This is a genomic window from Macromonas bipunctata, from assembly GCF_002837135.1.
In the GTDB taxonomy this organism is placed as follows: Bacteria; Pseudomonadota; Gammaproteobacteria; order Burkholderiales; family Burkholderiaceae_C; genus Macromonas_A; species Macromonas_A bipunctata.
In genome coordinates this window covers 1-18763 of sequence record NZ_NWBQ01000077.1, presented here as the reverse complement: position 1 = coordinate 18763, position 18763 = coordinate 1, and the positions used below count along the sequence as shown (strand labels likewise).

The window sequence follows — 18763 nt, the reverse complement described above, 5'->3', positions numbered from 1 at the left end:
GCTGCAAGCCGCCCCGCCCAGCGACGCCGCCGCGCGCGACAGCCTGCGCTGGCTGGCGCTGGAAGTGCTGCACCAGCTGCGCCTGCCACAAGGTGCCGGGCAGGATGTGGCCACCCTGCGCCAGCAGGCCCTGGCCAGCCCGCAGCGCGAGGCGTTGCTGCTGGGCGCCAGCACCGCGCTCAATGCCCCTGCCGCCGTGCAACGCCAAGCCACCGAACAACTGCGTACCTGGACCGCCCAGCACCCCGGCGACGCGCTGGCCTGGCAAACCCTGGCCGCGCTGCACCGCGCCCAGCAGCAACCCGTGGCCGCCGCCCGCGCCGAGGCCGAAGCCCAACTGGCGCAGCAGGACGCGCCCGGCGCGCTGGCACGCTTCAAGGCCGCGCAAAGCCTGGCGCGCCGCCAGCCGGTGCAGGACCATTACGAACTCTCGATACTGGACGCGCGCACCCACGCCACCGAACAGCGCGTGCGCGACGAGTTGCGCGAAGAACGCGAACGCCGCCAAGGCGGTGCCAGCGCCCCGTAAAACCGGCAGGAAAGGCATCACAATCAGGCCAGCTTCTCTTTTTGTGCTGCAACCCTCACGCATGGGACACCCCGATCATGGCCGCCATCCACATCACCGACATTGAAGCCGCCATCAACCACTGGCGCCAGCGCAAACCCTCGCGCGACGGCGTGCTGCTGCCCTCGGAAACGCGCGCCCTGGCCGAGGTGTACGCCCTGCTGGTGTACTACCACGAGGAAGAAGCCGACGCCGCCACCATGCCACCCAAGGCCTACGCCGCTTGGCAAGCCTGGTACGACACCACCCCCGACACGCCCTGCATCGCCATCTGCTCCACCAGCCAGGGCGACGACGTGTGCAAGGGCTGTGGCCGCACCTTTGACGAAGTGCAGCACTGGCCCGCCATGAGCCCGGCCGAAAAACGCGCCGTCTGGCACCGCATCACTCAAGAAGGCAGCGCCTGGCGCTTCAACACCTACGCCGAGCGCGCGGTGGAGAACCTGGGCCGCGCTCCCGCCCGCGCCTGAGCTGCCCCGCCGCTACGCCGCTGCCGCGCGCAAGTGGCGTGGGTTGATGCCCAGCACCTCGCACGCCATGTGCAGGCGGCGGTGGCTCACTGGCTCCCCGGCCACAAACTGCTCGACGGCGTGGCTGGCCCAGCGGGTGTTGGCTGCCGTGCTGGGGCGCGCCGTGGCGGTGCGCTGCAGGCCCGTGGCGGGCATTTTGGCCAGGCATGCGCGGACGTGTGCCAGCCCGTTCTCGCGCGCACGGTCTTGCTCGGCTTGTTGCTCGGGCGTCAGTGGCGCCGGGCGGGGTGGCTCTGCTGGGGCCGCAACCGGGGCAGCGGCTGGCGCGGCACGGCTGGCCGGGGTTGCAGCTTGTGCCAGCGGCGGAGCGTAAAACTCGGCCTTGAAGAAGTTGCGCCTGGGGCCTGCCAGCACCCATTGCGCAGCGGCCAGCGGTGTCAGACCCGCCTTGGCGGCTTCGGCGCCCATTTGCACAATGTCGCGGTGCGCCAGCGGGTCCTTGCCGTTGCGCTGGCGTTGCAGGTTGAGCAAGCCGATGGTGTCGGCGTCCATCTGGCCTGCGGGCAGCGACGACTGGAAACAAAAAACCGGGCGGGTGGAAGGCTCGGCTTCGGCCACGGGCGCAACAACCGGCACGCTGGGCGACGCTGCTGGCGCGCTGGTGGCGGCTTCTTCCTCCCTGAATTGTTCAAGCCCTTGTTCAACCTCTTCTTTGTGCGCAGTTGGCGCGTGGGGGGCAGGCGTATTCTGCGTGGGGGGTGCGCAGTTCGCGCTTGGGGGGTGTGCGGGATGTGCGCAGGGGGTGGCGGGGGAATCTTCTACCGGTGGTGGCGGTGCTGCAACACCATCGGCGGGCAAGCGTTCCAGCCGGACTTGGTAGATGCTGGTGCCGCTGTGGTGGACGCCGACCAGGCTCAAGTAGCCCAGCTGCTGCAGGCGCGTCAGGTGTTCGGTGATGGTGCGGCGCGACCAGCCGCTCTTGTGCGCCAGCGTGGCGATGCTGCAAAAGCAGTGCTGGCGCTCCTTGTTGGCGTGCATGCCCACGGTGAGCAACACCGAGCGGCTGGTGCCGTTCAGGCCCTGGCACAACACGATGCGCCGGACGAGGTCGAAATTGATGAACTGCTGCCGTGGCGCGGCCACGGGCGTATGGGTGTCAGCCATGATAAGGCTCCTGCTGGACGATCTGATATCCACCTGACCCAGCACCGACGCCAATCGATGGTGGGCAGGAACGTGCGGGGTTGGCGTACCGGCAGCAGGTCCGGCGAGTCTTGCGACTCCCCCGCACGACCGCCCAAAAACGGGGTCATGCACACAACGCATGAAGACATCTGAACCAGAGCACCGCAGCCCGGAAGGAGTGCAGCGGTTGCGTTGACTTGCTGTGCGGGACGCCAATCCCGTGGGCGCAAATTCTAGCGGAAAGCCTGTTGCCGCAAGCTCACCCTTCGCCCAGCGAGATGCCGATCTGGCGTGCGGTTTGCAACAAAGGGTGATCCTGCGGCACGCGGCGTTGGGTGTGGGCCACGTCGGCCAATGGGATGCTGTCGAGGCGGCCTTGTTGCAGCGTGACCATGCGGCCAGTGTGGCCCTGCATCAGCAGTTGTGCCGCCTGGTTGCCAAACTGGGTCGCCAGCACGCGGTCAAAGGGGGTGGGCGCACCGCCGCGCTGCACGTGGCCCAGCACGGTGGCGCGCACTTCGCTGTGGAGCAGCGGTTGCAGTGCGTCGCACAGGGCGTGGGCCACGCCACCCAGGCGCACCGGGTCGGCGGTGTCGGTGGCCACGCGGCGCGCCACGGTGAGCTGCCCGCCGTGGGGTTTGGCCCCTTCGCCTATGCAGATGACCGTGTAGCGTTGGCGTGCTTCGCGTTCGCGGCACACGGCGGCCACGGCGGCCAAGTCGTAATCGATTTCGGGCAGCAGGATGATGTCGGCGCCACCGGCCAGCCCGGCCTCCAGCGCAATCCACCCCGCGTAGCGGCCCATGGTTTCCACGATCATGACGCGGCTGTGGCTTTGCGCGGTGGTCTGGATGCGTTCCAGCGCGTCGGTCACGGTGGCCACGGCGGTGTCAAAGCCAAAGCTGCGCTCGCAGCCCGCAATGTCGTTGTCGATGGTCTTGGGCACGCCCACCACGCGCAGGCCGCGCTGGGCCAGCCCGTGTGCAATGCTCATGGTGCCGTCGCCGCCAATCGCCACCAAGGCATCAAGTTGCAACGCCTGCACATGGGCCAGCACCTGGGCGGTGGCGGCTTCGCTGGCCAAGGGGTTGGCGCGGTTGCTGGTGCCCAGCATCGTGCCGCCGCGCATCAAGATGCCGCTGACGCTGTCCCAGTCCAGCACGCGGGTGCGGGCGGTGGTGCCCATCAGCCCGGCAAAGCCGTCTTCAATGCCGATGACTTGCACCCCGCATTGGCGCATCAGCGATTTGGCCACCGCACGGATCACGGCGTTGAGCCCTGGGCAGTCGCCCCCGCCGGTCAGGATGCCGACGCGGCGCAGGCCGCTGCAGTACGCGCCGCTGGCGGCGGGTGTGGCGTGGGGGCCGGGGGCAGGGCGGGTGTGCGGCATGGTGGGAGCCTTTCGGTGCGTGGGGGTGTGCGGTGGCAGTGGCGGTGAAATGGCGTCAGGTGGTGGTGCGGGCAGGCGTCACGGCGCCGCCGTGGCCAGCGGGGGCGTGCTTTGGCGTGGCCACAGCGCCCACATCTGCAGCGGCTGTTTCATGCCGGCCGCCAGCGCAAAGGCGCCTTCGCCCCAGCCGGTAAAGTAGTCGGCCCGCACCGCGCCCACGATGGCGCTGCCGGTGTCTTGCGCCAGCACCATTTTTTGCAGGCGCGCGCTGGGGCCCACCGAGCGCAGCCAGACCGGGGTGCCGTAGGGGATGCTGTTGCGGTCGACCGCAATGGAGCGACCGGGCGTGAGCGGCACGCCCTGCGCGCCCTTGGGGCCGGACTGGGCGTCGAGCGGGGTCAGGGGTTCCTCGCGGAAGAAGACGTAGCGCGGGTTGCTCCACAGCAGGGCGTTGACTTGGCCGGGGTTTTGCTGCGCCCAGGTCTTGGTGGCGCCGGGCCACGGCACGGTGGGCGCACCCTGGCGCGCCAGCCAGGTGGTGATGCTGCGGTAGGGGTGGTTGTTGGTGGCGGCAAAGGCCACGCGCATGGTGCCACGGCCGTCGCCATCGACCAGTTGCAGCCGCCCCGAGCCCTGGATGTGCAGCAGCATGGCGTCGATGGGGTCTTGCAGCCAGGCGATCTCGCGCCCCTGCAGCTCGGCGCGCGCGTCGGGGTGGGTGTCGATCTCCTGGCGGCTGAACCAGGGCTGGCCGTTGCGCAGGCTGGCCGGGGTCTGGTACAGCGGGTAGCGGAACTGGGCCGTGGGGTGGCGGCTGGCCAGCAGGGTGGGCTCGTAGTAGCCGGTCAGGGTGCCCTGGTCGCTGCCGTCCAGCCCTTGCACCTGGTAGGGCTGGAGCTGGCGCATCATCCATTCGTACTGTTGCGCGGCGGTGCCAATGCTGAGCTGGCGCGCCTGGGCGCACAGCGCGCCGATGCCGGGCATGGGGCGTTCGCAGCTGCGCAGCCAGGCGTTCCATGCCTCGTGCAGCGGGTCGGTGCCCCAGCCGGGCAGCTGGCCCCAGCGCACCGGCACCCACAGGCTGTTGCCGCGTTGCAGCGGCGTGGGCAGGGGTTGGTTATCGGCCCATTGCCAGGCGGGCGAGGCCTGGGGCGTGACCACCGGCGGCCCCACGGGCAGTTCGGCCAGTGGCGGCACGGTGGGGCGCTTGGGTGTGCCCGCCGGGGGCAGGTACACGCCACCGGTGCTGCAGGCCGCTAGCATGGCGGTGGCCACGGCCAGTGTGCCGACGTTGCGCCTGCGCCGCCCAGGGGTGCGGCCACCGTGCGGGGTGGCCAGAGACAAGAAACCAGACATATCAGACAAGCAACAGGGGGCAGAACCGAGGGAGGGATTTCACAATAGGCGTGCGACAGGTGGGCGCCATCCATGAAATACGGGAATTGATGCGGCGTACAAGCTTCACGGAGCCCATCTTTAACGATTTTTCCCCGCAATGTACCCCAGCCCGTGCCGGGGCGCTGCGGCAGGGCCGCTACAGGCGGCGGTGCTGCAGCGCGGGCAGCTGGGCGCGCACCTGTTGCAGGTAGGCCATGTCCAGCTCGGCCAGCGCCAGGCCGGGGCCGCTGGCGTGCCGGGCCAGCACCTGGCCCCAGGGGTCGGCCACCAGGCTGTGGCCCCAGGTGCGCCTGCCGTTGTCGTGCAGGCCGCCCTGGGCGCTGGCCAGCACGTAGGCCTGGTTTTCGATGGCGCGCGCGCGCAGCAGCACGTCCCAGTGCGCCTGGCCGGTGGTGTGGGTGAAGGCGGCGGGCACCAGCAGCACGTCGGCCTGCAGCTGGCGGTAGAGCTCGGCAAAGCGCAGGTCGTAGCACACGCTCAGGCCGATGCGCCACGCCTGGTCGCTGCGGTCGGTCAGCCCGAACGCGGTGGGCTGCTGGCCGGGCACCAGGGTTTGCGCTTCGTCGTAACGCTCGCGCCCGTTGTCGTAGCAAAACAGGTGGATCTTGTCGTAACGCGCCACGCACTCGCCCGCCGGGTTGTAGGCCAGCGCGCTGTTGCTGGCGCGCCGGGGCTCGGCGCTGGCCAGTGGCAGGGTGCCGCCCACCAGCCACAGCTGCAGTTCGCGCGCGGTGCGGGCCAGGAAGTCCTGCACCGGGCCGTGGCCGGGCGCTTCCTGCAGCGCCAGCTTGTCGGTGTCGCGCTGGCCCATGAAGGCAAAGTATTCGGGCAGCACGGCCAGTTCGGCCCCGGCGTGGGCGGCTTGCTGCAGCAGCTGGTGTGCCTGTTGCAGGTTGTGGGGCAGGTCGGTGCCCGACACCATCTGGATGGCGGCGACTTTCATCAATCTGTGCGGGAAACCCCGGCATTCATGCCGGGGAGGGATAGCACGGCTTGCACAGCAAGCCCCTGTTTCCGCTCCTTTTTAGGTTGGCTATCTTCTGGGTGGATGGGGTGGTTTTCGTGTAAATTGCACACATGGACATCAAGCGCGCGTACCGCTTCCGGTTTTACCCAACGCCTGAGCAAGAAACCCTCTTGGCCCAGACGTTCGGTTGTGTGCGCGTGGTCTACAACCACATGCTGCACCTGCGCACGGAAGCGTGGGAACAGCGGCAGGAGCGCATGGGCTACAACGACACCTCTGCCGCGTTGACGTTGCTCAAAAAGCAGCCGGAGTACGCTTGGCTCAACGACGTGTCCAGCGTGCCATTGCAGCAGGCGCTGCGTCACTTGCAAACAGCGTTCGGCAACTTTTTTGCGAAACGCGGGCGTTACCCGCAGTTCAAGCGCAAAAGCGGCCACCAGTCGGCGGAATACACCGCCAGCGCGTTCCGCTGGGATGGTCAGGCGCTCAAGTTGGCCAAAATGGCTGCACCGTTGGACATCCGTTGGTCGCGCCAGATTCCGCAAGGTGCGAAGGTCACGACCATCACGGTATCGAAAGACGCGGCGGGCCGTTACTTCGTCAGCCTGCTGTGCGACGACGTGGTCTACACCAAACCGGAAGCACCCAGCCAAGTCGGCATTGATCTGGGCCTGACTCATTTCGCCATCCTTTCCGACGGCGAAAAAATCCCAGCGCCCAACGCTTTCCGCAAGCACGAGAAGAAGCTGGCAAAACTCCAGCGCCAACTCGCCAAGAAAAAGAAAGGCTCCAAGAACCGTACCAAAGCGCGGCTCAAAGTCGCCAAACTGCACGCCAAGATCGCCGACATCCGCAAGGATTTCACGCACAAGCTCTCGACCCGGCTGATCCACGAAAACCAAGTGATCGCCATTGAGACGCTGGCCGTCAGCAACATGAAGAAGAACCGCAAGCTGGCCAAGTCCATCGGTGATGCAGGTTGGGCCGAGTTCGTGCGCCAGCTCGAATACAAGGCCCGCTGGTATGGACGCGAGTTGGTCAAGATCGACCGCTGGCACCCGTCGTCCAAGCGTTGCAGCGACTGCGGGTACACGGCAGAAAAGATGCCCTTGAACGTGCGGCATTGGACATGCCCCGACTGTGGCAGCAGCCACGACCGGGACATCAACGCCGCACGCAACGTATTGGCCGCCGGACGGGCGGTGTCAGCCCGTGGAGAAGCTGTAAGTCCTGTGTCTCGTTGAGGCATGGGCGGGGTTCTGTGAAGCGGGAATCCTCGCCATTCATGGCGAGGAGGATGTCAAGGTGGATGGGGTGTGTTGGTGGGGGAGGAGGTGCCGGGCGCTCCTTGCAGGTCGCGCAGGTCGGGCAGGGCATTGGCTGCCGCTGCTGCCGGTGTTGCTGGGCTGGAAGTGCTGGCCGGGTGGGGCAGTTTTTCGATATGGGGCGCCTGCCAGCTGCCGCTGATGTGCCAGCGTTGCGTGGTGGCGTATTGCAGCGGCTGGCGCAGCAGCCATTGCCAGGCAAAGCTGCTCAAACCCAGCGCAGGGTTGATGGCGGTGGCCACCAGCGAGACGGTGTCGGCGTTGAGGTGCGGCACCGCCACGGCCTGCAGGTCCTGCGTCTTGCGGGCCAGATCCACCTGGCCTTGCAGCAGCGCGGCGGCGTTGACGCTTTGCAGCCGCAGGTCGCTGGTGCGGGCCACGCCTTGCGCGATCTGGGCGCTGCCCGCAATCAGGTCAAAGCTGAAGCCGCTGTTGAGCACGTCGTCAAAGTCCAGGCTCAAGCGCCGGGGCAGCGCCTGCAGGTTGAGCACGCCCAGCCAGCGCGCCAGGCCGGGCTCGATCTGCAGCAGCTGGCCCTGCGCCAGCGCCAGTTGCAGCTCGCCGTGGACGCGGCCCCAGTCGGTCCCCAGCGGCGGGCCCGCCCAGTGCAGCTGGCCGGTGAGCTGGCCGCGCCCGCCGCGCAGCACGCCGGGGCGGCCCAGGCGGCTCAGCCACTGGCCGGCGTCGTGCAGCTGCAGCTGCAGTTGCAAGTCGGTGCGCTGGCGCGCGGCGTCCCACTGGCCCTGGCTGTGCCATTGGGCCTCGGGCGTGAGCAGGGCAAGCTGCTGCAGTTGCCACACGTTGCGCGCGTGGTCGTGCTGGGCGTGCAGTTCCAGCTGGCCCAGTGCGCGGCCGTCCAGCGCCAGTGCCTGCACTTGCACGTCCAGCTCGGGCAGGCGGGTGTTGGCGTCCAGTGTGGGGCTGGTGGTGCCTTTACCTTGGGGTGGTGTGATCCATTGCAGCCGCTGCAGCCGGGCGTGCAGCCGGTGGGCGTTGCGGTCGTAGTGCAGCGTGCCGCTGGCCTCCTGGGCGTCGAGCTGCAGCTGCCAGCGGTCGGGTGCGCGGTGCTGGCCCTGCAGCGCAACGTGGTGCCAGCGTTGGCCGCGCCAAAGCAGCTGTTGCGCGTTCAGCTGCCATTGCCGGGGCAGGTAGCCGTCGGTGCTGTGGGTGGGCTGGCCGGGTGCCGTTGTTGCTGTTGCCAATGCCGTTGCTGCCGTCTGGGGCGATGTCGGCTCGGCCAGCCAGGCTTGGGTCCGTTGCTGCCATGCCGCCACGTCCAGCGTGCCCAGTTGCGCCTGGGCCTGCACGCCCTGCGTGGGCAAGGCGGGGGGGCTCGCGGGGGCGATGGCCGGGTCGTGCAGCTGCAGCGTGCCGCGCAGCACGCGGGTGGTGCTGTCCTGGTGTTCGCGCTGGTAGCGGGCGTGCAGCAGGGGCGCGGTGGCCGGGCCAATGCTCAGGGTCAGCTCGTCGTGCAGGGGGGCGGTGGGTGCATCGGACGGTGGCGCGCTGGGCAAACGTCGCACCTGGTAGCGCAGCGGTTGTGCGGTGCGGGCGGTCTTGCCCAGCGGCGCGGGCAAGTCCACGGCCAGGCCTTGCAGGTCGGTGTCCACCTGCACCTCGGTGCCGCCCGGGGTGATGTCGAGCGCCACCTGGTAGCGGGCGCTGCCCTGGGCCAGTTGCCCCAGCGGGGCCAGCAGCGGCCAGTCGGGGCTGTGGCGCAGGCCGTCGGCGCTGGCGCTGCCTTGGCCGCTGAATTGCAGGTGTGGCGTGCCATTGGGCGTGCGCAACTGGCCGCTGAATTGCAATTCACCGCCCAGCAGCTGGCTGCGGGCTTGGGTCAGGTCAAAGCCGCTTTCGTTGAAGTGCAGTTGCGCCTGGGTGTGGTGCAGGGTGGGCGTATCGGGGGTGATTTGCAGCGTGTTGCCGGGCAGCTGTACGTCGCCCCGCACCTGCACCGCTGCCAGGTGGTTCAGTGGCAACGTCAGGCCAAACTGCACTTGCGCGTTGCCGTCGATGCGGGTGTGTTGCAGCGCGCCATCCGTCATGCCCCGCAGCGGCGACTGGTTGACGAACGCCACCGCATCGCTGGCCGGGCCGGCCACATCAGCCTGCACGTGCAGCACCGGGTCGTCGAGCAGGAAGTTGTCGATGCGGGCCTCAGCACGCTGGGCGTGCAGCTGGGGCAGGCTCAGTGCGCGCCCGCTGCCGTGGGCAATGTGCAGCGCCGCGCCGTCGATCTGCAGTTCGGCCTGCACGCGCTCCAGCGGTGGCCAGGGCAGGCTGTTGGCTTCGGTCAAGGTGGGCGGCACGTACACCAGATCGACCCCACTCAGCGCCGCCCGCACGCTGAACACGCCACTGCCGGGGCGCTCGAACGGGAAGTCCGCCAGATCGCCCTGCACCTTGAAGCTGGCGCTGCGCGCCTGACCGCGTGGTACCGCTTGTTGCACGTAGTGGCGCACCGACGCTGGAATCACCACCGGCAAATAACGGTACACGCGCGCCGCGTTGGCACGTTGCAACTGGGCCTGCAAGTCCAGCCGACCCGGCAGGCGGCTGGCGGGCGTGGTGCCGGTTTGCCACCGGCCGCTGGCGCTGCCCGCCATGTCGGCGTTGGCAAAGCGCAGTTGCGGCACGCGCACCGTCCATTGACCTTGGTTGGATTGCCAGCGCACGTCGGCCTGCAGCTGGTCGAACGGGATGCGAGCGGGTTCCAGCACGCCGGGCACGTGGATGCTGCCACCGGGGGCCAGCGCCAGCTGGGCCTGGCCGCCGTCAGGGCGGGCGTCAAAGCGCAGTTGCAGGCCGTGGATGCCGGGGCGGCCTGGGGTGCTGGCCGCAGCGCCACGGGTCGCGGGTGCGGCGGCCAGCGTCAAATCACGGATGTCACCTTGCACGCGCCAGTCTGTCAGGCTGCGCCATTGCGCGTGCAGGCTGCGCACCCGGCCATGGGGTTGCAGGCTGGCCAATGGTTGTGCCATCTGCGGCGGCAGGGGCAGGTGGCCTGCCAGCTGGTGCAGCAGGGCCAGGTCGAGCTGTTCGGCGTCCAGCGCATGTGCGGTGGCTGGGGTCTGGCCGGAGGCGTGCCCGGTGCGGGTCTGGCTGTAGCGCACGTTGCCACCGGGCCAATCCAGTCCGCTGGCGGTGCGCAAGGCCAGCCCTTCGGTGGCCCAGCTCTGCTGCGCGCCGTCGTGTTGCCAGCGCAGGCGGCCGCTCAGGTGTTGCAGTGGCAGCGGTGGCCGCGCCGGGGCCAGCGGCAGCAGCGCGTCGCGCAGTGCCACATCGGCGGTCAGGCCGGTGATGCTGCCGTGTGCCACCTCCAGCCAGGCGCGCAGGGCACCCTGGCCGCTGGGCGTGGCCTGATCCGGTGGCAGGTGTTCCTTCAGGTAAGGCGAGAACGCCGCCAGGTTCAGCTCATCCGTTTCGGCGTACAGCGTGCCGACCCAGTCCTGCCATTGGGCCGCGTTCAGCTGCCACAGCGGTTGGCGCAATTGGCCGCGCAAACTCAAACGCTGGCCCCAGTGCGCGGGGGGCTGTACGTCGAGCCGAAAGTCGTGCGCCCGCCCGGCGTTGCGTTGCACCAGCGTCAGGTCGCGCCAGACTTCGGCAGCGGTGGTGGATGCGGCCATTTCGTCGTGCCAGTGCAATTGCCCGCCACGCAGCACCCACTCGGGTTGCGAAAAAAACCAGTCCAGCCAGCGGGGCGGTGCGCTGTCGGACGATGGCACTACCGGCACCCCCGCCACCAGCCACTGTCCCTGTGCGGTGCGCTGCACATGCAGCGTGGCACCGTCCAGCACCAGCTGCTCCAGCCCCAGCCGCCACAAGGCCCGTGCCGACAACGCCGCCTGCACGCGCTCCACCTGCAGTGTGGTCTGGCCCGCCGCGTTGCGCACTTGCAGGCCGTGCAGCGTCATGCTGGGCACCCAGCCCGATCCCGTGGCTGCGATGGCGCCGATGCGCACCGATTGCCCCAGCGCCCGCGAGGCCAGCGTTTCCAGCTGCGGCCGCCAGTCGCCAATTCGCGGCACAATGAAGCCGTGCAACACCACCGCGCCCAGGCCCAGCAGCAGCACCCCGGCCGCCACCAGCCACAGCAGCGCGCGCACGCCACGGGCCAACAGCCGCAGCGTGCGTGGGGGGTGGGCGGTTGCGGTACTCATGATTCTGCGAAATTAACACGGCCCACGCCCATTCCATGACCGAAACAACCTTGACCCTTGCCGTGCAACGCCCGGCGGTGGCCGAACACTCCCGCTATGTGCAACGCATCCGCCGCCGTTACGACAAAGAACTGCCCCTGCTGCCCCCCGGTGCCCCCACGCTGGACATGATGCGCACCACCTTGGCCACCCTGCGTGCGCAAGGGCTGGAGCTGGGCGCGGCGCTGCGCGTGCTGCGCCATCTGGTCATGGAACGGCTGGTTGTGCTCGACACCGAGTGCGCCGCACCGCTGCACACCGTCACCTGCGCCGTGACCGAGCTGGCCGAGCTGGCGCTGGACGAAGCCTTGGCACAAGCCCAGCTGGAACTGGACGACCTGTACGGCGCGCCCCTGTACGAAGACCCCTCCATCCCCGCCGCTATGGTGGCCGCGCAAGGGCCGGTGCTCAAGCGCGCCGAGCTGTGGATCATCGGCATGGGCAAGTTTGGCGCGCGCGAGCTCAACGTCTCCAGCGACATCGACCTGATCTACGTCTACGACATGGACGGCGAGACCGCAGGCAACAGCGCCGGGCGCAACCGCATCACCAACCACGAATACTTTGCCAAGGCCGTCAAACGCATCTACGCGCTGGTGGGCGACACCACCGAACACGGCAACGTGTTCCGCGTGGACCTGATGCTGCGCCCCAACGGCAGCTCCGGCCCGGCGGCGGTGTCGCTGGGCGCGTTGGAGGAATACTTCCTGGTGCAGGGGCGCGAATGGGAACGCTTTGCGTGGCTCAAGAGCCGCGTGGTGGCGCCCCGTGCCGCCGTCACGGGCAGCACGGCCCACGCTTTGCGCAGCGTGGTGCTGCCGTTCGTGTTCCGCCGCTACCTTGACTACAGCGTGTTCGAATCCCTGCGCAGCCTGCACCGCCAGATCCGCGACCACGCCAGCAAACGCGCTGCCGGACACCCCGAGCGTGCGCACGATGTCAAACTCTCGCGCGGCGGCATCCGCGAAATCGAATTCACCGTGCAACTGCTGCAAGTGGTGCGTGGCGGTACTTTCCCCGAACTGCGCCGCCGCCCCACGCTGGACGCACTGGTGCGGCTGCACCACGCCAACCTCATGCCCGCTGCCACCGCGCACGCGCTGGCCGAGGCCTACATCTTTTTGCGCCAGGTAGAACACCGCATCCAATACCTGGACGACCAGCAAACCCACATCCTGCCCACACGCGACGACGACCTGGCCTGGATCGCGCACACCCTGGGCTTTGCCGACACGCCCGCCTTCCTGGCCCAGCTTGACGCCCACCGCGAAGTTGTGGCGCAGGAATTCGACACCCTGCTCGGCGCCCAGGCCGCCGACTGCAACGGCGTGAGCTGCAACGGCAAGCCGCGCAACGGCGTCGAAGACCTGCAATCCGTGCTGCCGCAACTGCCCGAACGTTTTGCCGCCAAAGTGGCCACTTGGTGCGAACACCCGCGCGTGCTGGCCCTGCGCGAAGATGCCCGCGTGCGTCTGGCGCGGCTGGTGCAACGCACCGGCGCGTGGCTCGAAGATGGCCGTGTGACCGAAGAAGCCGCGCTGCGCATGGCCGACTGGATCGAACCCCTGCTGCGCCGCGAAAGCTATTTGGCGCTGCTGCAGGAACGCCCGTCGGTCCACGAACGGCTGTTGCGCATCTTTGGTGCCGCCAAGTGGCCTGCACGCTACCTGCTCACCCACCCTGGCGTGATCGACGAACTGGCCGGGCGCCAGCTCTACGAGGAACGCTTTGACCCGGCGCAGTTCGAGGCCGAACTCGAGGCGCGCAAAAAGTCGCTGGCCTCCACCGGCGAGGACGACGACGAGGAGCTGCTCAACCTGCTGCGCCGCGCCCACCACGCCGAAACCTTCCGCACCCTGGCGCGCGACGTCGAGGGCGTGCTGACGGTGGAGCAGGTGGCCGACGACCTCAGCGCCCTGGCCGACACCGTGCTGCGCATCACGGGCCGCTGGTGCTGGCAGCGCCTGAAAAACCGCCACCGCGACGAACCCTGCCACGCCATCATCGGCTACGGCAAGCTCGGCGGCAAGGAGCTGGGCTACGGCAGCGACTTGGACATCGTGTTCGTGTACGAGGACGACGACGAGCGCGCGCCCGAAGTCTACGCCGCATTCGTGCGCAAGCTCATCAACTGGATGACGGTCAAGACCGGCGAAGGCGACCTGTACGAAATCGATACCGCCTTGCGCCCCAACGGCAACTCCGGCCTCCTCATCACCAGCTTTACCGCCTTTGCCAACTACCAGCAACAGCGCGGCAGCAACACCGCCTGGACGTGGGAACACCAGGCCATCACCCGTGCGCGTTGCGTGCTGGGCACGCCCGAACTGGTGCAACGCTTCGAAGCCATCCGCGAAGCCGTCATCACCGCCGAGCGCAATGTGACCGCATTGGCGCAAGAAATTGCCTCGATGCGCGAAAAAATGCGCAACGCCCAACGCGTGCCCACAGGGCTGTTCGACATCAAGCACAGCCCCGGCGGCATGATCGACGTGGAATTCATCGTGCAACTGCTGGTGCTGTCGCAATCGGGCCAGCACCCCGAATTGCGTGGCAATCTGGGCAACATCGCGCTGCTGCAACGCGCCGAGGCCGTGGGCCTGCTGCCCGCTGGCCTGGGCCACGCCGCCGCCAACGCCTACCGCAAGCTGCGCCACATCCAGCACCGCGCGCGGCTGGACGAGGCCTCGACCCAGATCGACCCGGCGCCGCTGCAGGCCGACATCGATGCCGTGCGCGCGCTGTGGGCGCACGTGCTGGCGCCCCGCCACGCCTGACCACGCACAGGAAGGACGCAAAAAAGGCCGCTTTTCAGCGGCCTTTTTAATGCGGCGCGGTGGCCCGTAACAGCAATCAGGCGCCCTGGTAAGCCGGCTCCGGCGGCAGCGTGGCCGACACTTCCTTGCGGAAGCGGTTGAGCTCCTGCACGGTCTTGAAGCTGCGCTCCATCAGCAGGCTCATGTTGTGCAGCAGGCGGTCCACCACCTTGGTCTCCCACGTGGTGTCAAAGTGGATCTGCTGGCTCAGCCACTGCTCCAGCCACTCCGGGTCGGGCAGGCGGCTTTGCACGGTGTCGCGCGGGTAGTGCGCCTTGCTCACGTGCAGGTTGGTCGGGTGCAGCGCCTGCGCGGTGCGCCGCGCGCTGGCCATCAGCACGCCCACCTTGGCAAAGGCGGCCTTGGCCTCGTTGCCGTGCTTGGCAATGGCGCGCTTCATGTAGCGCAGGTAGGCGCCGCCGTGGCGCGCCTCGTCCTGCGCCAGCGTGGTGTAGATCTGCTTGATCACCGGCTCGGTGTGCCACTCGGCGGCGCAGCGGTACCAGTGGTTCAGGCGGATCTCGCCGCAGAAGTGCAGCATCAGCGTCTCCAGCGCCGGGGCGGGGTCGAACTCGAAGCGGATGGCGTGCAATTCCTCTTCTGTCGGCACCAGCTCGGGGCGAAAGCGCCGCAGGTACTCCATCAGCACCAGCGAGTGCTTCTGCTCCTCGAAGAACCACACCGAGATGAAGGCCGAGAAGTCGCTGTCGTCGCGGTTGTCGCGCAGGAACATCTCGGTGGCGGGCAGGGCGGCCCACTCGGTGATGGCGTTCATCTTGATGGTCTGGGCCTGTTCATCGCTGAGCTGGCTGGCATCAAACTGGTCCCAAGGGATGTCCTTGTCCATGTCCCAGCGGACGGCTTCGAGTTGTTTGAACAGTTCAGGGTAGAGCATGAAGGGTGACGCACGGGCGCCGGTGCAGGTGTGAATGTGAAAGAGCTGATTTTAGGAACATCCCGCCCTATTTGCACCCGTTTTGTGTCTTTTATGTGGCAGCGGTGGGGGCATGGGCGCGCAGGAGGGGGTGTTGCGGCTTCAGGATGTGGCCACGTGCGCGGTCTGGGCAAAGCTGGGGCGCTGCACCAGCTTGTCGTGCAGGCGCGCCAGCTGCGGGTGCGGGTAGCGCCAGTTCAAGTCCGGAAAGCGGAAATCCAGGTAGCCCAGCGCGCAGCCCACCGCCACGTCGGCCAGCGTGAAGTGGTTGCCGTGGCAATACGGCTGGTGCCCGATGTGGCGGCTCATGTAGTGCAGCGCGGCGTGGATCTTGCCCAGCTGGCGCTCGATCCAGGCCTCGGAACGCTGCTCGGCGCTGCGCCCGGCCCAGGCCAGCTCCTGGCGCGCCAGCACGGCGGCGTCCATCAGGCCGTCGGCCACCGCCTCCCAGGTCTTGACGGCAATGCGCTCGCGGCTCAACGTCGGCATCAGGCGGCCCACGGGCGACAGGGTGTCGAGGTACTCCACAATCACGCGCGAGTCGAACACCGGCGTGTCGCCCTCGATCAGCAGGCACGGCACCTTGCCCAGCGGGTTGTGCTGCGCCACGATGGCGTTGGGCGACAGCACGTCGTCCTCCACCAGCGTGCAGTCGAGTTTCTTTTCGGCCAGCACGATGCGCACTTTGCGCACGAACGGGCTGGTGGTGTTGCCTATCAGTTTCATAAATGTTGTGCGGCCTGCGCAGGCCGATGTCCCCTATGCCGGATGATTGTAGCGACGGCCCCACCGGGGTCGCTCTTCTACAATCCCAGCCATCATGACCGCACCCACCACCCCCATCGAATTCTCTCCCGTCACCGCCCTGTCGCCGCTGGACGGCCGCTACGTGGGCAAGCTGGCCGCGCTGCGCCCCTTCATGAGCGAATACGGCTACATGCACCGCCGTGTGCAAGTGGAGCTGGCCTGGTTTGAACACCTCAGCGACGCTGGCTTTGCCGAATTCCCGCCCCTGTCGCCCGCCGCCCGCGCCCACCTGCGCGCCGTGGTGGCCAACTTCAGCCCGGCGGACGCCGAAGCCATCAAAGCCATCGAAAAAACCACCAACCACGACGTAAAAGCCGTGGAATACTGGATCCGTGGCAACGCCGCCATGGGGGTCCAGGGTGTGTTCGACGGCTGGCCCGAGCTGCAAAAGGCCGGTGAATTTGTCCACTTTGCCTGCACCTCCGAGGACATCAACAACACCAGCCACGCGCTGCAAATCAAAGCTGGGCGCGACCAGGTGCTGCTGCCGGGCCTGGACGGCATCATCGCCAAACTGCGCGCGATGGCCCACACCTTTGCCGCTGTGCCCATGCTCAGCCGCACCCACGGCCAGACCGCCAGCCCCACCACCGTGGGCAAAGAACTGGGCAACGTCGCCGTGCGCCTGGCCACCGTGCGCGCCAAAATCGCCGATGTGCAACTGATGGGCAAGATGAACGGCGCCGTGGGCAACTACAACGCCCACCTGAGCGCCTGGCCCGACTTCGACTGGGAAGCCTTCAGCCGTGCCGTGGTCGAAACCCCGGAAGCCGATGCCTCCACCCCAACAGATGCCAAAATCGGCCTGGGCCTGACCTTCCAGCCGTACAGCATCCAGATCGAGCCGCACGACTACATGGCCGAACTGTTCGACGCCGTCGCGCGCAGCAACACCATCCTGATCGACTTGGCACGCGACATCTGGGGCTATGTCTCGCTGGGCTACTTCAAGCAAAAGCTCAAGGCCGGTGAAATTGGCTCGTCCACCATGCCGCACAAGGTCAACCCCATCGACTTCGAGAACGCCGAAGGCAACCTGGGCTTGGCCAACGCCTTGCTCAAGCACCTGTCCGAAAAACTGCCGATCAGCCGCTGGCAGCGCGACCTGACCGACTCCACCGTGCTGCGCAACATCGGCGTGGCGCTGGGCTACGCCGTGCTGGCCCACCAATCCTTGATGACGGGCCTCAACAAGCTCGAACTTAACGAAGAAGCCCTGGCCGCCGACTTGGACGCAGCCTGGGAAGTGCTGGCCGAACCCATCCAAACCGTGATGCGCCGCTACGGTGTGCCGGGTGCCTACGAAAAACTCAAGGAAGTCACGCGCGGCAAATCGGTCACGAAAGAAGCGCTGCACGGCCTCATCGTCTCGCTGGACATCCCGCAAGCCGACAAAGACCGCCTGCTGGCCATGACCCCCGCCAGCTACATCGGCAAGGCCGTGGAACTGGCCAACCGGGTCTAACCGCAGCGGCACGCTACCACTGTGGGCAACCCGTTCTCGTTGCGCATCTTTGTGGCCGATGGCGACCCGGATGGGCTACGGCTGGTGGAGCGATCCAACTGGGTCGGCAAGGCGCTGGTGTTTCCGCGCGCCCTGCTACCGCAGGTCAAAGCGCGCCCGGAACTGGCGCAAACTGGCGTGTATCTGCTGCTGGGGCCGCGCCTGGATGGCGAGGGCGAGATGCTCTACGTGGGCGAAGGCGACCCGATCCGGCCCCGGCTGGAGAGCCACTTTGCACAAAAGGACTTCTGGAACCGCGCCATCGCCTTTGTGGCCGCACCGGGCCAGCTCAACAAAGCGCACGTGCAGTTTCTGGAAAGCAACCTCATCCGGCTGGCACACAGCGCCAAACGCCTGCCACTGGACAACGCCAACCAGCCCACCGAACCCTCGCTGAGCGAAGCCGACCGCGCCGACATGGTGGTGTTTCTGGAGCACATGCTGGGCATGCTGCCCGTGCTGGGCGTGTACGCCTTCGAGCAAATCCGCTCCAGCCCCAGCAACTCGGTACCCGCTGCGGTGGCGCTGTTGCGCTGCAAAGGCAAGGGCGTGGTGGCCACCGGCTACGAAGCCAGCCAAGGCTTCGTCGTCAAGGCCGATTCGCAAGCCGCGCTGCACACCACACCGTCTATGCAGCAGTACGTCAAAGGCATGTACGACCTGCGCGAGGAACTGCTGTCCAACGGCGTGCTGGTGCCTGATGATGAGCGGTTGCGTTTTACGCAGGACTACGCCTTCAGCTCGCCCAGTACCGCCGCCGCTGTGGTGCTGGGCCGCAGCGCCAATGGCCGCACCGAATGGCAAGACCCGCAGGGCCGCACCCTCAAAGCCTTGCAGACGCAGGCCGCTGCGGCACTGTAGCGGGCGTCAAAGGCCGTCCAGACGGGCTGCACCGCGCTGGCCTTGTCGGTCAGCCGTCCCCGCAACCGGGCGTACAACTTCTGTGGCACCCAGCGCGCCTTGTGGTGGCTGCTGAAATACCCTTTCCGCTAGCCCGGATATTTCACCATAGCCCGTAGAAATGAGGACGACATTGCCCTTGAAATGCCCGAACATCGAGGTATCGAATCTGGATGAGAGGACGGGCAATGCCGAAACCAAACTGTACACCGCAAACAACTGCCGATGAGGTTGGCGTGATTGATTTTGGCCGACTGGGCCGACGCAAGATCGAGGGCCGCTTCGATGGCGGTAGCA

12 protein-coding genes and 1 pseudogene are annotated in these 18763 nt (G+C 67.6%); 6 read left to right on the top strand and 7 right to left on the bottom strand.

The window, feature by feature from the left end:
• Nucleotides 1–529 (top strand): annotated as a pseudogene (locus CON76_RS13180) (M48 family metalloprotease); the annotation flags it as partial.
• Between the two features lie 77 nt (nt 530–606).
• Nucleotides 607–1038 (top strand): DUF3717 domain-containing protein, encoded by a 432-nt coding sequence (locus CON76_RS10895; RefSeq protein WP_101103376.1) that lies wholly within the window; start codon nt 607–609, stop codon nt 1036–1038.
• A 12-nt stretch (nt 1039–1050) separates the two neighbouring features.
• Here the strand turns inward: CON76_RS10895 and CON76_RS10890 are convergent, their stop codons facing one another.
• From CON76_RS10890 to CON76_RS10875, 4 genes are all read right to left on the bottom strand, one after another.
• The gene (locus tag CON76_RS10890; protein WP_169929047.1) at nt 1051–2202 is read right to left on the bottom strand and encodes a helix-turn-helix domain-containing protein; all 1152 of its coding nucleotides are present in this window, start codon (nt 2200–2202) and stop codon (nt 1051–1053) included.
• A 280-nt stretch (nt 2203–2482) separates the two neighbouring features.
• Entirely contained in the window at nt 2483–3613 is a 1131-nt protein-coding gene (locus CON76_RS10885; protein WP_101103374.1) for a 6-phosphofructokinase, read from the bottom strand.
• Nucleotides 3614–3691: 78 nt separating this feature from the next.
• Nucleotides 3692–4969, bottom strand: coding sequence for a murein transglycosylase A (gene mltA / locus CON76_RS10880; protein ID WP_240592842.1), 1278 nt, complete (start codon nt 4967–4969; stop codon nt 3692–3694).
• 178 nt (nt 4970–5147) lie between these two features.
• Nucleotides 5148–5954: a carbon-nitrogen hydrolase family protein gene (locus CON76_RS10875; RefSeq protein ID WP_101103373.1), complete on the bottom strand. Its 807-nt coding sequence runs from the start codon at nt 5952–5954 to the stop codon at nt 5148–5150.
• Between the two features lie 134 nt (nt 5955–6088).
• Between CON76_RS10875 and tnpB the strand changes: the two genes are divergently transcribed.
• On the top strand, nt 6089–7222 hold the full coding sequence (gene tnpB, locus CON76_RS10870) for an IS200/IS605 family element RNA-guided endonuclease TnpB (RefSeq protein ID WP_101103372.1): 1134 nt from the start codon (nt 6089–6091) through the stop codon (nt 7220–7222).
• A gap of 56 nt (nt 7223–7278) precedes the next feature.
• Here tnpB and CON76_RS10865 read toward each other — a convergent pair whose 3' ends face one another.
• Nucleotides 7279–11466, bottom strand: a complete 4188-nt coding sequence (locus CON76_RS10865; protein WP_101103371.1) for a YhdP family protein — start codon at nt 11464–11466, stop codon at nt 7279–7281.
• A gap of 35 nt (nt 11467–11501) precedes the next feature.
• Between CON76_RS10865 and glnE the strand changes: the two genes are divergently transcribed.
• Complete coding sequence (gene glnE, locus CON76_RS10860; protein WP_101103370.1) at nt 11502–14282, top strand: bifunctional [glutamate--ammonia ligase]-adenylyl-L-tyrosine phosphorylase/[glutamate--ammonia-ligase] adenylyltransferase; 2781 nt, start codon at nt 11502–11504, stop codon at nt 14280–14282.
• A 76-nt stretch (nt 14283–14358) separates the two neighbouring features.
• Here the strand turns inward: glnE and CON76_RS10855 are convergent, their stop codons facing one another.
• Both CON76_RS10855 and CON76_RS10850 read right to left on the bottom strand, forming a co-directional pair.
• Nucleotides 14359–15216: a ferritin family protein gene (locus CON76_RS10855; protein ID WP_101103369.1), complete on the bottom strand. Its 858-nt coding sequence runs from the start codon at nt 15214–15216 to the stop codon at nt 14359–14361.
• A gap of 141 nt (nt 15217–15357) precedes the next feature.
• The gene (locus CON76_RS10850; RefSeq protein ID WP_101103368.1) at nt 15358–15981 is read right to left on the bottom strand and encodes a glutathione S-transferase C-terminal domain-containing protein; all 624 of its coding nucleotides are present in this window, start codon (nt 15979–15981) and stop codon (nt 15358–15360) included.
• A 94-nt stretch (nt 15982–16075) separates the two neighbouring features.
• On the opposite strand from CON76_RS10850, the gene purB reads away from it, so the two are divergent.
• Together purB and CON76_RS10840 are read left to right on the top strand one after the other, a co-directional pair.
• A complete protein-coding gene (gene purB, locus CON76_RS10845; RefSeq protein WP_420812941.1) occupies nt 16076–17527 on the top strand; it encodes an adenylosuccinate lyase in 1452 nt (483 codons plus the stop codon).
• Nucleotides 17528–17548: 21 nt separating this feature from the next.
• Nucleotides 17549–18427: a GIY-YIG nuclease family protein gene (locus tag CON76_RS10840; protein ID WP_101103367.1), complete on the top strand. Its 879-nt coding sequence runs from the start codon at nt 17549–17551 to the stop codon at nt 18425–18427.
• Nucleotides 18428–18763: the final 336 nt, after the last annotated feature.